The organism is Marinobacter vinifirmus (assembly GCF_002258215.1).
In the GTDB taxonomy this organism is placed as follows: Bacteria; Pseudomonadota; Gammaproteobacteria; order Pseudomonadales; family Oleiphilaceae; genus Marinobacter; species Marinobacter vinifirmus.
Genome location: NZ_NEFY01000006.1, coordinates 134,874 through 148,482, shown reverse-complemented (window position 1 = coordinate 148,482; position 13,609 = coordinate 134,874). Strand labels below are relative to the sequence as shown.

The window sequence follows — 13,609 nt, the reverse complement described above, 5'->3', positions numbered from 1 at the left end:
TTAGCTGGCAGCACGGGCGCGCACGTGAATGGACCCGAGAACCTCTGCCTGCACAATTTCAATCAGCTGTTCCTTGACCAGTTCCAGCGTTGCCAGAAAGGTTACCACCACACCAAGCCGGCCTTCTTCGATGGTGAACAGGCTTTCGAAGGTCACGAACCGGTCTCCCTGAAGGCTGGCCAGGATATGGGACATGCGTTCCCGGGTAGACAGCCGTTCTCTCTCCACATGGTGGCTGGTAAACAGGTCGGCCCGTTGCAGTACACCACGCAGTGCCAGCAGAAGCTCCCTCATATCGACATCCGGGTGCGGCTGGGACGACGGCAGCTTCGGCAGTGCGGCAGAACCGGCAAAGGTGTCCCGCTCCATGCGGGGCATTTCGTCGATATCTTCTGCCGCCTGCTTGAACCGCTCGTATTGCTGCAGCCTGCGGATCAGCTCTGCCCTGGGATCGATATCATCCTCATCGTCAGTTTCCTGGCGAGGAAGCAGCATCCGGGACTTGATCTCCGCCAGGGTGGCGGCCATCACCAGGTACTCCGCCGCCAGTTCGAAGCGCATGGCTTCCACGGCACCGATGTAATCCATGTACTGCCGGGTGATTTCGCTGACGTCGATATCCAGAATGTTCATGTTCTGGCGGCGAATCAGGTACAACAGTAAATCCAGGGGCCCCTCAAAGGCCTCCAGGAAAACTGCCAGTGCATCCGGTGGAATGTAGAGATCTTTCGGCAGGTCGACCAGGGGCTTGCCAGACACCCGTGCAAGGGGTTCCTGCACCGGGGTATCCGCCGGGGCGTCAGCTACTTCCGTGCTTTCGTCCGTCATACCTTTTCACCTCTGGTCGGGGTTGCCCGGCCTGGCTCAGCGGTAACTGAGCCCCATGGCCGCGCGGACTTCCTCAAGGGTATCGCGGGCCGCATCACGGGCCTGCTCACGCCCTTCTTCAAGGATGGAGCGAACCAGGTCCGGGTTGCCCTCATACTCCCTGGCCCGCTCGTGCAGCGGTTTCTGCTCTTCGATAATGGAATCGATCAGCGGTTTCTTGCAATCCAGGCAGCCAATACCGGCACTGCGGCAGCCTTCCTGTACCCACTGGCAGGTCTTCTCGTCTGAGTACACCTTGTGCATGCCCCAAACCGGGCACTTCTCCGGTTCGCCAGGGTCGGTACGGCGCACCCGCTGCGGGTCGGTCTGCATGGTGCGAATTTTCTGCGCCACGCTGTCCGGCTCTTCCCGCAGGCCGATGTAGTTGTTGTAGGACTTGGACATCTTCTGTCCGTCCAGCCCCGGCATCTTGGATTCCGGGGTCAGCAGCGGCTGGGGCTCAGGCAGAATCACCTTGCCGCCGCCTTCGATGTAGCCATAAAGCCGCTCGCGATCGCCCAGGGAAATATTCTGCTGCTCTTTCAACAGTGCCCGGGCCGTTTCCAGGGCTTCCACATCGCCCTCTTCCTGGTAACGTTTCTTCAGGTTGCGGTAAAGCTTGGCGTTCTTCTTGCCCATCTTGACGATGGCCGCTTCCGAAAGCTCTTCGAAGTTGGGCTCCCGACCGTAGATATGGTTAAAGCGACGGGCGATTTCCCGGGTAATCTCCACATGGGAAACCTGGTCTGCGCCGACTGGCACTTTACCGGCACGATACATCAGGATATCCGCTGTCTGCAGCAGTGGGTAACCCAGAAAACCATAGGTGGCGAGATCCTTTTCCTTGAGCTTTTCCTGCTGGTCTTTGTAGGTTGGAATACGCTCGAGCCAGCCCAGCGGCGTGATCATCGACAACAGGAGGTGCAACTCAGCGTGTTCCGGCACCTGGGACTGAATGAACATGGTTGAGGAACCCGGGTTCACGCCGGCGGCCAGCCAGTCGATGACCATGTCCCAAACGCTTTGTTCGATGCCGGAGGTGTCGTCGTACTGGGTGGTCAAAGCATGCCAGTCTGCGACGAAGAAGAAGCACTCATACTCGTGCTGGAGCTTGACCCAGTTTTTCAGCACACCGTGGTAGTGGCCGAGGTGCAGCTTGCCGGTCGGACGCATGCCGGACAACACTCTTTGCTGGGAATCGACAGAACTCAAAGCACGAACTCCTTCTTTCTGTTTATAAAGTGCCCGTTTCGGCCAGAATACATACGGCCACGGAAAACGGGCTGACCGGGCATTATAGACGCAACACTGCCCTGCGTTAAGCAAAGCGAATCAAAAGCCTGGCAACATAACGCAAAACCCCCGGAATTCTCGCGAATCCGGGGGTTTTGTTAAAGGCTTGAAACCGGACTGATTACCAGCCAGTCACTTCCTTCAGGGCCTTGCCGATTTCGGCCAGGCTGCGCACGGTTTTAACGCCGGCGTCTTCCAGGGCGGCAAACTTCTCGTCTGCAGTACCCTTACCACCAGAGATGATGGCGCCCGCGTGACCCATACGCTTGCCTGGAGGTGCAGTAACACCGGCAATGTAGGAAACCACCGGCTTGGTTACGTTCTCTTTGATGAACGCAGCCGCTTCTTCTTCGGCAGTACCACCGATCTCACCGATCATTACGATAGCTTCGGTTTCCGGATCTTCCTGCAGCAGGGCCAGAATATCGATGAAGTTGGAGCCAGGAATCGGGTCACCACCGATACCGATACAGGTAGACTGGCCAAAGCCATAGTCAGTCGTCTGCTTCACGGCTTCGTAAGTCAGGGTGCCGGAGCGGGATACGATGCCAACCTTACCCTTCTTGTGGATATGGCCAGGCATGATGCCGATCTTGCACTCGTCCGGAGTGATTACACCCGGGCAGTTCGGACCAATCATGCGAACGCCGGCACGATCAACGTATTCCTTGGCGTACAGCATGTCGATGGTCGGGATGCCTTCAGTGATACATACGATCAGCTTGATGCCGGCATCGGCTGCTTCAATGATGGCGTCTTTACAGAACGGAGCCGGTACGTAGATAACGGTGGCTTCTGCACCGGTCTTTTCTACGGCGTCACGAACGGTGTTGAACACCGGCAGACCCAGGTGCTCGGTACCGCCCTTACCCGGGCTTACACCGCCAACCATCTTGGTGCCGTAGGCAATGGCTTGCTCAGAGTGGAAAGTACCCTGTGCGCCGGTAAAGCCCTGGCAGATAACCTTGGTGTCTTTGTTGATCAGGATGCTCATTATTTACCCCCTGCGGCTTTAACGACTTGCTCTGCGGCATCCGCCAGGCTGGTGGCGGCGATGATGTTCAGGCCACTTTCGGCCAGAACCTTGGCGCCCAGGTCAGCGTTGTTGCCTTCCAGACGAACCACAACCGGCACTTTAACGCCTACTTCTTTAACGGCACCGATGATGCCTTCAGCGATCATGTCGCAGCGAACGATACCACCGAAGATGTTAACCAGAACGGCTTGCACTGCCTCGTCAGACAGGATGATCTTGAACGCTTCAGTAACGCGCTCTTTGGTCGCGCCGCCACCTACGTCCAGGAAGTTGGCAGGCTGGCCGCCGGCGAGTTTGATGATGTCCATGGTACCCATGGCCAGGCCCGCACCGTTAACCATACAACCGATGTTGCCTTCCAGGGCTACGTAGTTCAGTTCCCACTTGGCCGCTTCGGCTTCACGGGCGTCTTCCTGGGAAGGATCGCGCATGTCGTGGATTTTCTTCTGACGGTACAGGGCGTTGCCGTCTACACCGAGCTTGGCGTCCAGGCAGTGCAGGTCGCCAGCCGGAGTGATAACCAGCGGGTTGATCTCAACCAGAGCCAGGTCACACTCTTCAAACAGCTTGGCCAGGCCCAGGAAAATCTTGGTGAACTGACCGATCTGCTTGCCTTCCAGACCCAGTTTGAATGCCAGCTCGCGGCCCTGGTAAGGCTGAGCGCCTACCAGCGGATCGATTTCGGCCTTCAGGATCTTTTCAGGAGTTTCTTCGGCAACTTTCTCGATTTCCACGCCGCCTTCAGTAGAGGCCATGAAAACGATACGACGGGTGCCACGGTCAACAACCGCGCCCAGGTACAGCTCCTGGTCGATGTCGGTGAGGGATTCAACCAGAATCTTGCTGACCGGCTGGCCGTTTTCGTCAGTCTGGTAAGTTACCAGGTTTTTGCCCAGCCAGTTCTGTGCGAAGGCACGGATTTCTTCTTTGTCTTTAACCAGCTTTACACCGCCGGCCTTACCACGGCCACCAGCGTGAACCTGTGCTTTGACAACCCATGCGTCACCGCCAATTTCAGTGGCAGCGTCAACAGCTTCTTGAGGAGTATCGCAGGCGATGCCCTGGGATACCGGCAGGCCATATTCAGCGAAAAGCTGTTTGCCCTGATATTCGTGCAAATTCATAGTTAATGTCCCGTCTTTAGATGGATGATAACCACGTACGGAGAGTAACCGGCAGCGGGGCGCCAAAAGGCGCCCCGCTCAATCCGATAACGAATTACTTCTTCTTGCGACGGTTGGCGACGTGAATCGCTCCACCGGCAACGGCCAGGGCCGCTTCATGCACTGACTCGGACAGAGTCGGGTGCGCGAAACAGGTCAGGGCCAGATCTTCGGCACTGGAACCGAATTCCATGGCGATCACGCCCTGGGCAACGATTTCAGAAGCCTGGGGGCCAACTACGTGGAAGCCCAGAATGCGGTCGGTCTTCGCGTCTGCGATGATCTTGACCATACCACCCGTGGCGTTTGCCGCCATGGCACGACCGTTGGCCGCAAACGGGAAAGTACCCACGTTGTATTCTTCACCTTCGGCTTTCAGCTGCTCTTCGGTCTTGCCAACCCAGGCAACTTCCGGCGCGGTGTAGATTACGTTGGGGATGCAGTCGTAATTGACCTGCGGCTTGTGGCCTGCGATACGCTCGGCAACCATAACGCCTTCTTCAGACGCTTTGTGTGCCAGCATCGGACCACGAACGATGTCACCTACGGCCCATACGCCCGGTGCTTCGGTTTTGCAGTTGTCGTCTACAAAGATGAAGCCGCGCTCATCCATGGTTACGCCGGAATCTTCAGCCAGCGCACCATCGGTGTACGGGCGACGGCCAACAGCGACAATCAGTTTGTCGAACTTGGCTTCCTGCTTGCCCTTGGAGTCTTCGTAGTTCACGTAAACCAGCTTGCGCTTCACTTCAGCACCGGTCATGCGGGCACCGGTGATGATGTTCAGGCCCTGCTTCTTGAACTGCTTCAGAGCATCCTTGGCAACCTGCTGGTCAACAACCGGCAGGAAAGTATCCTGGGCTTCGATCACGGTAACTTCGGCACCCAGGCGAGCCCAGACGCTACCCAGCTCCAGACCGATTACGCCAGCACCGATGATGCCCAGACGCTTGGGAACTTCGGTAAATTCCAGCGCGCCTTCGGAATCGACGATGTAATCACCGTCAAACGGAGCCGGCGGGATTTCGATCGGCTTGGAGCCGGTCGCCAGGATCACGTTGTCGGCTTCGTAGGTCTTGGTGTTGCCGTCTTTATCGGTCACTTCAACCTTGCGGCCGGCAAGCAGCTTGCCGTGGCCGTGGATCGGGGTTACACCGTTAGCCTTGAACAGACCGGCGATACCACCGGTCAGCTGCTTAACGATGCCATCCTTACGCTCCATCATCTTGGCAACGTCAATATCAACGCTCTTGGCCAGGATACCCATGGACTCGTAGTCGTGGCTTGCTTCCTCGAACTTGTGAGTCACTTCCAGCAGTGCCTTGGACGGGATACAGCCCACGTTCAGGCAGGTGCCGCCCAGAACCTGGCTTTTGCCGTCTTTGCCGGTCCAGGATTCTACACAGGCAGTCTTCAGACCCAGCTGAGCAGCCTTGATGGCGGCCACATAACCGCCGGGGCCTGCGCCAATGACAATAACGTCGAATTTATCGGACATAATCTTTCCTGTTATCGAATTCGTTGAGTGTCAGCTTACACGTCCAGCAGGATACGGGCCGGGTCTTCCAGCATTTCCTTGATCGCAACCAGGAACTGCACCGCTTCCTTACCGTCGATCATACGGTGGTCGTATGACAGCGCGAGGTACATCATCGGCAGGATTTCAACCTTGCCGTTCACCGCCATCGGGCGCTCCTGGATCTTGTGCATGCCCAGAATCGCAGTCTGCGGCGGGTTCAGGATCGGTGTGGAGATCAGGGAACCGAAAATACCACCGTTGGTGATGGTGAAGGTGCCGCCGGTCATCTCTTCGATGCCCAGCTTGCCGTCTTTCGCCTTGGTGCCGTACTCGACAATCTTCTTCTCGATGTCGGCCAGGCCCATGGCGTCGGTGTCACGCAGAACCGGTACAACCAGGCCACGGTCAGTAGATACGGCTACGCCTACGTCCTGGTAACCGTGGTAAACCATGTCGTTACCATCGATGGACGCGTTAACAGCCGGGAAGCGCTTCAGGGCTTCGGTCGCTGCCTTGGTGAAGAAAGACATGAAGCCAAGCTTGATGCCGTGGCGCTTCACAAAGCTTTCCTGGTACTGCTTGCGCAGTTCCATGATCGGAGCCATGTTCACTTCGTTGAACGTGGTCAGCATAGCGGCGGTCTGCTGGGCATCCACCAGGCGCTTGGCGATGCTGGCACGCAGGCGGGTCATCGGAACGCGCTTCTCGGCGCGCTCGCCCTGGGCAACGTCCAGCGCCGGAGCAGCGGCCGGCTTGGCAGCGGCAGCACCGGAAGATTTGTTGCTGTCTACGTGGTTCTGAACGTCTTCCTTGGTAACACGACCGTCTTTACCGGTGCCCTTTACAGCAGCCGGATCAACGTTGTTCTCTTCGGCCAGCTTGCGGGCAGCCGGGCTCAGGATAGCGTCGCCGGAGGAAGCAGCGGCTTCTTCCTTGGGCGCTTCGGCCTTGGCTTCCGGCTTGCTTTCAGCAGGCTTGGACTCGCCTGCGGCGCCTTCCTTGAATCGGCCGATCACTTCACCGCTTTCGCAGGTGTCGCCTTCGCCTTTCACAATTTCTTCAATCACACCATCAGCCGGTGCAACCACTTCAAGCACAACCTTGTCGGTTTCAATATCGACAATCAGCTCGTCACGGGAACAGGCTTCGCCGGGCTGCTTGTGCCAGGTCGCGACGGTGCCTTCGGCAACCGACTCAGGGAAAACGGGGGCTTTAATCTCAGTTGACATTACAAATCCTTAGTTCGGTAGCTCGTCAGATTCCAAACGCGTCGTTAACCAGTTTCTTCTGCTCTTCGATGTGAACAGACATGTGTCCACAGGCAGGAGCAGCAGAAGCATCACGACCGGCGTACTCAAGGTGCAGTTTCGGGTTCAGGCGCTGCAGTGCGTGCCGCATGTGGTGCTGACTGCAGTACCAGGCGCCCTGGTTCATAGGCTCTTCCTGACACCAGACCGCGCTCTTGAGCTTGGTGTACTGGCCCAGAATTTCGTCCAGATCGTCTGCCGGGAACGGATACAACTGCTCGAGGCGAACGATGGCCACATCGTCACGCTCGTCCGCTTTCTTCTTCTCCAGAAGATCATAGTAGACTTTGCCGCTACACATGATCACACGGGTGACTTTCTTCGGATCAGAAGGTTCTTTCTCGGGCAGTACTGTCTGGAAGGTACCTGAGGTCAGGTCATCCAGGCCGGAGATCGCCTCTTTGTGACGCAGCAGGCTCTTCGGTGTAATCGCAACCAGCGGCTTACGCAGCGGGCGCTTCACCTGGCGGCGCAGCATGTGGAATACCTGGGACGGCGTGGTGGGCACGCAGACCTGGATATTGTGCTCGGCACAAAGCTGCAGGAAACGCTCCAGGCGCGCAGAGCTGTGCTCCGGCCCCTGCCCTTCGTAGCCATGCGGCAGCAGCAGGGTCAGGCCACACAGACGGCCCCACTTGTGCTCGCCACTGGTCAGGAACTGGTCAATTACCACCTGGGCACCGTTGGCGAAGTCACCGAACTGGGCTTCCCAAACAATCAGTGCGTTTGGCGTGGTGGTGCTGTAGCCGTATTCGAAGGCCATAACCGCTTCTTCAGACAGCAGCGAGTCATAGATTTCGAACTTTGGCTGGTCTTCGGCCAGCTCTTTCAGCGCAACGTGGGTAGAGCCATCCTTCTGATTGTGCAGTACCGCGTGGCGGTGCGAGAAGGTACCACGGCCAACGTCCTGGCCGGTCAGACGGATCGGGTGACCTTCGTTCAGCAAAGTGGCGTAAGCCATCATCTCGCCATAGCCCCAGTTCATGGACAGGGCACCGGCAGTCATCTTTTCCCGATCGTTAACGATCTTGGAAACCTGGCGCTGGATGCTGAAGCCTTCCGGAACCTGGGTCAGCTTCTTGCCCAGTTTCTGGACGGTTTTCAGGGCAACGCTGGTCTTGCACTTGGCCGTCCACTCGTGGCCCAAGTACGGAGTCCAGTCAACGTAGAGCTCTTTGTTGGGCTCTTTGACCAGTGACTTGACCACGTGCTCACCCTTGTCGAGTGCGTCACGGTAGTCGTTCTCCATCTGCTTGGCTTCGTCTTCGCTGATCACACCGGCTTCAACCAGCTGGTCCGCATACAGGGCGCGGGTGGTTTTCAGCTTACGAATCTTGTCGTACATCAGCGGCTGGGTTGCTGCCGGCTCGTCGGCCTCGTTGTGGCCGCGACGACGGTAGCAAACCAGATCGATAACCACGTCCCGCTTGAACTCGTTGCGGTAGTCCATGGCCATCTGGGTTACAAACAGCACGGCTTCTGGGTCGTCTGCATTCACGTGCAGAATCGGCGCCTGAACCATTTTCGCCACATCGGTACAGTACTCGGTAGAACGGGCGTCTTCCTGCTTGCTGGTGGTAAAGCCAACCTGGTTGTTGATGACGATGTGGATGGTACCACCTACACCGAAGCCCCGGGTCTGGGACATCTGGAAGGTTTCCATCACAACGCCCTGCCCGGCAAAGGCCGCGTCGCCGTGCATAACGATCGGAAGCACAGTGCTGCCGTCGGTATCGCCACGACGATCCTGGCGGGCACGGACAGAACCCTCAACCACCGGAGATACGATTTCCAGGTGTGACGGGTTGAATGCCATTGCCAGGTGCACTTCGCCGCCCGGAGTCATCACGTTGGAGGAGAAGCCCTGGTGGTATTTCACGTCACCGGAGCCGGAATCCGCGAGCTTCTTGCCCTCGAACTCGTCAAACAGTTCCTTCGGATTCTTGCCCAGGGTGTTTATCAACACGTTCAGACGGCCACGGTGTGCCATGCCCAGCACGATTTCCTTGGCACCGTAAGAGCCGGCACGCTGAATCAGTTCGTCCAGGCACGGAATCAGGCTCTCGCCGCCTTCCAGGCCAAAACGCTTGACGCCCGGATAACGGGAGCCCAGATATTTTTCCAGGCCTTCGGCAGCGGTGAGACGCTCGAGCACGTGCTTGCGGGTTTCCGCTTCGTACTCAGGGCGGGAGCGTACTGGCTCCATCCGCTGCTGGAACCAACGCTTGATGCGGGTATCCACCACGTGCATATATTCGGCGCCAATGCTTTCGCAATAGGTCTGGCGCAAGCCTTGCACGATGTCTCCGAGCTTCATGGTCTCGGAGCCGAAATTCAGTGAACCTGTCTGGAACTCGAGATCCAGGTCAGACTCGCCCAGTTCGTGGAACGAGGGTTCGAGATCTTCAACAGGCTGACGCTGCCAGACTCCCAGCGGATCGAGCTTTGATTCCTGGTGACCACGGAAACGGTACGCATTAATCAGCTGCAGAACACGGATCTGCTTCTTGTCAGCATCTGACGTGGCGCTTGCAGGCACACCACTGCTGGCAAGAAAACGCTGATTGCGTGAGATATGCTCGAACTGTTCGCGGATGGTCGAGTGAACGATGTCGCGGCCTTTATAGCCATCAACACTCGGAAGCTTGTCGAAGTAGCTTCTCCACTCTTCGGGAACTGAATTGGGGTCTGTCAGGTAGGTCTCAAAAAGCTGTTCAACGTAGGCCAGATTTCCACCTTGCAGGTGGGAAGTCTGCCATAACTGCTCCATGATGCTTTCGTGCATTTTGAATAGCTCACCTTGGGCTGGTGCGGGGGAGCGAGTATGGTCGGCCAGGGGTAAATCTCAGTCAATACGGGTTATTACGGCATGACTTTTGGCCACCACACCCTGCAAGGATGTTTTCCGTCCCCAGTGATTTTTATACTCAGCTGCGCCATCAGCCAGACTGGATAAGCCCAAGCAGACAGCGCGCATAAGTTTGCACCCCGATAAGACTTTTGACTATAAGCCTTTGGTTGAAGGCCCCGCATATAGCGAGGCCTTCGAGGGTACTAACTGGTGTCAGAGCACCAGTATAGCTGATGCTGCAAATTTTGCCGGTCAGGTGGCTCGCTGCAGCAACAGGTTCCGGATATGGCCAATCGCCTTTGTGGGGTTCAGGCCTTTCGGACAAACACTTACGCAGTTCATGATGCCGCGGCAGCGGAAGACGCTGAACGGGTCATCCAGGTTCGCCAGTCGCTCTGCCTGGGCAGTGTCGCGGCTGTCCGCCAGGAAGCGGTAGGCCTGCAGCAAGCCAGACGGACCAATGAACTTGTCAGGGTTCCACCAGAACGACGGACAAGCGGTGGAGCAGCATGCACACAGAATACACTCGTACAGGCCGTCCAGCTTTTCACGATCTTCCGGCGACTGCAGGCGCTCAATGGCCGGAGCCGGGTTGTCGTTTACAAGGTACGGCATCACTTTCTCGTACTGCTTGTAAAACAGACTCATATCCACGACCAGGTCACGGATAACGGGCAGGCCCGGCAGCGGGCGCAGAACCAGCTTGTTGTTCTTGACCACATCCGACACCGGAGTGATACAAGCCAGGCCGTTCTTGCCGTTCATGTTCATGCCATCAGAGCCGCAAACACCCTCACGGCAGGAACGACGATAGCTCATGGAAGGATCTTTTTCCTTCACCAGGTTCAGAACATCCAGAACCATGAGATCTTTGCCCGCAGGAAGCTCGATTTCGACATCCTGCATGTAAGGGGCATTATCGGTTTCCGGATTATAGCGATACAGGCTTACCAACATATTCAGGTTACCCCCTTAGTAGGTCCGGACTTTCGGCTGGAAAGTCGGAACCGTTTTCGGTGCAAAGTTCACATCACGCTTGCCAACACGCTTGTCCAGCGGGAAGTACATGGAGTGCTTCAGCCAGTTCTCGTCGTCACGCTCGGTGAAGTCGTTACGGGCGTGTGCACCACGGCTTTCTTTACGCTCGATCGCAGACTTCGCTGTTGCGTAGGCAACTTCGTACAGGTTATCCAGCTCCAGCGCTTCGATACGGGCAGTGTTGAACGCCTTGCTGGTATCGGCCAGCTTGGTCTTGCGAACACGCTCGCCAATCTCTTCCAGCAGCTTGATACCCTTCTCCATGCTCTCGCCGTCACGGAATACGCCGAAGTACAGCTGCATGCAGTTCTGCAGATCCTTACGAACCTTGGCTACATCCTCACCTTCAGAGGCACTGTCCAGACGCTCCAGGCGAGCCATGGCACGCTTGATATCTTCTTCGCTGGCGCCATCAACCTCGAAGCCGCCACGCAGCTGCTCTTCAATGTGCAGGCCAGCTGCACGACCGAAGACCACCAGGTCCAGCAGGGAGTTACCACCCAGACGGTTAGCGCCGTGTACAGATACACAAGCCGCTTCACCACAGGCAAACAGGCCGGGAATAGGCTTGTCGTTGCCGTTTTCATCCTGGGTCAGGGCCTGGCCACCTACGTTGGTGGGAACACCGCCCATCATGTAGTGACAGGTCGGAACAACCGGGATCGGCTCTTTAACCGGGTCAACGTGCGCAAAGGTACGGGACAACTCGCAGATGCCAGGCAGGCGCAGGTTCAGGGTTTCTTCACCCAGGTGGTCCAGCTTCAGCAGCACGTGGTCCTTGTCGGGACCACAACCGCGACCTTCCAGGATTTCCAGAACCATGGAGCGGGCCACAACGTCACGGCCAGCCAGGTCTTTCGCGTTCGGAGCATAGCGCTCCATGAAACGCTCACCTTCGGAGTTGATCAGGTAACCCCCCTCACCCCGACAACCTTCTGTAACCAGGGTGCCAGCACCGTGAATACCGGTCGGGTGGAACTGCCACATTTCCATATCCTGCACCGGGAACCCGGCACGCAGCGCCATGCCGATACCGTCGCCGGTGTTGATCATGGCGTTAGTGGTAGAGGCGTAGATACGGCCAGCACCACCGGTAGCGAGAACGGTGGCCTTGGACTTGATGTAAGCCACTTCACCGGATTCGATCTCGATGGCTACAACACCAACCACTTCGTCTTTGCTGTTCTTGACTAGGTCTACGGCATACCACTCGTTCAGGAAGGTAGTGCCGCCCTTCAGGTTGGCCTGGTACAGGGTGTGCAGCAAGGCGTGACCGGTACGGTCAGCGGCGGCACAGGTACGGGCTGCCTGGGTGGGGTTGTCCGGACCCTTGGACTGGCCACCGAACGGACGCTGATAGATACGGCCCTGCTCGGTACGGGAGAACGGCAAGCCCATGTGCTCCAGCTCGAACACAGCCTGGGGGCCTACAGAACACATGTACTCGATAGCGTCCTGGTCACCGATATAGTCGGAGCCCTTGACGGTATCGTACATGTGCCAGCGCCAGTCATCATTGGGATCAGCGCTTGCGATCGCACAGGTAATGCCGCCCTGGGCAGACACTGTGTGCGAACGGGTCGGAAAGACCTTGGTGATACACGCGGTGTTGATACCGGCTTCTGTCAGCTGCAGGGCGGCACGCATACCGGCCCCGCCGCCACCGATAACAATCGCGTCGTAAGACATGGTTTTGATGTTAGCCATCGATTAAAGCCCCCACAGAATCTGAATGCCCCACACGACATATACGAACATCACCAGAATGCAGGCTGCCTGCAGCAGGAAGCGCGGCATTGCTGCCTTGATGTAGTCGGTGGATACGGTCCACAAGCCTACCCATGCGTGCCCGGCAATGGACAACAGCGCCAGCAGGCTGAAAATCTTGAACCAACCCTGGCTGTACAGGGAAGACCACGCCTGGTAGTCCACGTCTGTAGTTACGAAGAAACCAAGGAGAAACAGCGTGTACAGAGCCAATACGTAGGCAGTAACCCGCTGGATGATCCAGTCCTGAATCCCATTACGACCAATATTCGTTACACTGTTCATGCCCATACCCAGACTCCAGCCAGAATGATGAGAACAATGGAAACCACAAGCGTGATTTTGGCGGCAAGGCGGCCACTTTCCAGCTCTTCAGCAATACCCGCATCCATCAGCAGGTGCTTGATACCTGCAACAAGGTGGTAAAGCAGAGCAGACAGGATGCCCCAGATAATCAGCTTTGCCAGGAAGCTGTCCAGCAGTTCGTTAACCCGGTTGAAGCCATCTTCCCCGGACAGGGAAAGATCCAGGCCGTACATCAGGAATGCAACACCAACAAAAATGATGATGCCGCTGATACGATGCAGGATCGAAGTAATGGCTGGCAGCGGGAAATGGAACTTGCCGAGATCGAGATTTACTGGTCGTTTGCTATTCACAGCGCTCTCACACTCTCTCTTGGTACCGCGAAACCGGAAAAACCGGCGGCGGTGGGTTGGTATGTTAGGTCCGGAGAATCAGTACGATACCGGTAACCGATTGGTTCAG

The 13,609-nt window shown here is 57.1% G+C and carries 11 protein-coding genes; all 11 read right to left on the bottom strand.

Translation table 11 applies throughout. The features are described from left to right. Entirely contained in the window at nt 1-828 is an 828-nt protein-coding gene (locus B9Q17_RS09740) for a segregation and condensation protein A (RefSeq protein ID WP_094625073.1), read from the bottom strand. 36 nt (nt 829-864) lie between these two features. After that, the gene (locus B9Q17_RS09735; protein ID WP_094625072.1) at nt 865-2,079 is read right to left on the bottom strand and encodes a tryptophan--tRNA ligase; all 1,215 of its coding nucleotides are present in this window, start codon (nt 2,077-2,079) and stop codon (nt 865-867) included. Between the two features lie 202 nt (nt 2,080-2,281). Beyond that, nucleotides 2,282-3,154, bottom strand: coding sequence for a succinate--CoA ligase subunit alpha (gene sucD / locus B9Q17_RS09730; protein ID WP_058340552.1), 873 nt, complete (start codon nt 3,152-3,154; stop codon nt 2,282-2,284). Further along, nucleotides 3,154-4,320, bottom strand: a complete 1,167-nt coding sequence (gene sucC, locus B9Q17_RS09725; protein WP_094625071.1) for an ADP-forming succinate--CoA ligase subunit beta — start codon at nt 4,318-4,320, stop codon at nt 3,154-3,156. The genes sucD and sucC overlap by 1 nt, the downstream gene beginning before the upstream one ends. 94 nt (nt 4,321-4,414) lie before the next feature. After that, nucleotides 4,415-5,857 (bottom strand): dihydrolipoyl dehydrogenase, encoded by a 1,443-nt coding sequence (gene lpdA / locus B9Q17_RS09720; RefSeq protein ID WP_058340550.1) that lies wholly within the window; start codon nt 5,855-5,857, stop codon nt 4,415-4,417. A gap of 35 nt (nt 5,858-5,892) precedes the next feature. Then, nucleotides 5,893-7,107 carry a 2-oxoglutarate dehydrogenase complex dihydrolipoyllysine-residue succinyltransferase gene (gene odhB / locus B9Q17_RS09715; protein ID WP_094625070.1) on the bottom strand — a complete coding sequence of 405 codons (1,215 nt, stop codon included), beginning with the start codon at nt 7,105-7,107 and terminating at the stop codon, nt 5,893-5,895. 25 nt (nt 7,108-7,132) lie between these two features. Next, nucleotides 7,133-9,970: a 2-oxoglutarate dehydrogenase E1 component gene (locus tag B9Q17_RS09710; protein ID WP_094625069.1), complete on the bottom strand. Its 2,838-nt coding sequence runs from the start codon at nt 9,968-9,970 to the stop codon at nt 7,133-7,135. Nucleotides 9,971-10,288: 318 nt separating this feature from the next. After that, the gene (locus tag B9Q17_RS09705) at nt 10,289-10,993 is read right to left on the bottom strand and encodes a succinate dehydrogenase iron-sulfur subunit (protein ID WP_094625068.1); all 705 of its coding nucleotides are present in this window, start codon (nt 10,991-10,993) and stop codon (nt 10,289-10,291) included. Between the two features lie 15 nt (nt 10,994-11,008). Beyond that, nucleotides 11,009-12,781, bottom strand: a complete 1,773-nt coding sequence (gene sdhA / locus B9Q17_RS09700) for a succinate dehydrogenase flavoprotein subunit (protein WP_094625067.1) — start codon at nt 12,779-12,781, stop codon at nt 11,009-11,011. A 3-nt stretch (nt 12,782-12,784) separates the two neighbouring features. Next, nucleotides 12,785-13,126 (bottom strand): succinate dehydrogenase, hydrophobic membrane anchor protein, encoded by a 342-nt coding sequence (sdhD, locus tag B9Q17_RS09695; protein WP_081697577.1) that lies wholly within the window; start codon nt 13,124-13,126, stop codon nt 12,785-12,787. After that, nucleotides 13,123-13,500 (bottom strand): succinate dehydrogenase, cytochrome b556 subunit, encoded by a 378-nt coding sequence (sdhC, locus tag B9Q17_RS09690; RefSeq protein WP_058340544.1) that lies wholly within the window; start codon nt 13,498-13,500, stop codon nt 13,123-13,125. The genes sdhD and sdhC overlap by 4 nt, the downstream gene beginning before the upstream one ends. Nucleotides 13,501-13,609: the final 109 nt, after the last annotated feature.

Bases quoted from the DNA above. Each gene is read 5' to 3' on its own strand.
- B9Q17_RS09740 (WP_094625073.1), bottom strand. From the start codon at position 828: ATGACGGACGAAAGCACGGAAGTAGCTGACGCCCCGGCGGATACCCCG.
- sucD (WP_058340552.1), bottom strand. From the start codon at position 3,154: ATGAGCATCCTGATCAACAAAGACACCAAGGTTATCTGCCAGGGCTTT.
- sucC (WP_094625071.1), bottom strand. From the start codon at position 4,320: ATGAATTTGCACGAATATCAGGGCAAACAGCTTTTCGCTGAATATGGC.
- lpdA (WP_058340550.1), bottom strand. From the start codon at position 5,857: ATGTCCGATAAATTCGACGTTATTGTCATTGGCGCAGGCCCCGGCGGT.
- odhB (WP_094625070.1), bottom strand. From the start codon at position 7,107: ATGTCAACTGAGATTAAAGCCCCCGTTTTCCCTGAGTCGGTTGCCGAA.
- B9Q17_RS09710 (WP_094625069.1), bottom strand. From the start codon at position 9,970: ATGCACGAAAGCATCATGGAGCAGTTATGGCAGACTTCCCACCTGCAA.
- B9Q17_RS09705 (WP_094625068.1), bottom strand. From the start codon at position 10,993: ATGTTGGTAAGCCTGTATCGCTATAATCCGGAAACCGATAATGCCCCT.
- sdhA (WP_094625067.1), bottom strand. From the start codon at position 12,781: ATGGCTAACATCAAAACCATGTCTTACGACGCGATTGTTATCGGTGGC.
- sdhD (WP_081697577.1), bottom strand. From the start codon at position 13,126: ATGAACAGTGTAACGAATATTGGTCGTAATGGGATTCAGGACTGGATC.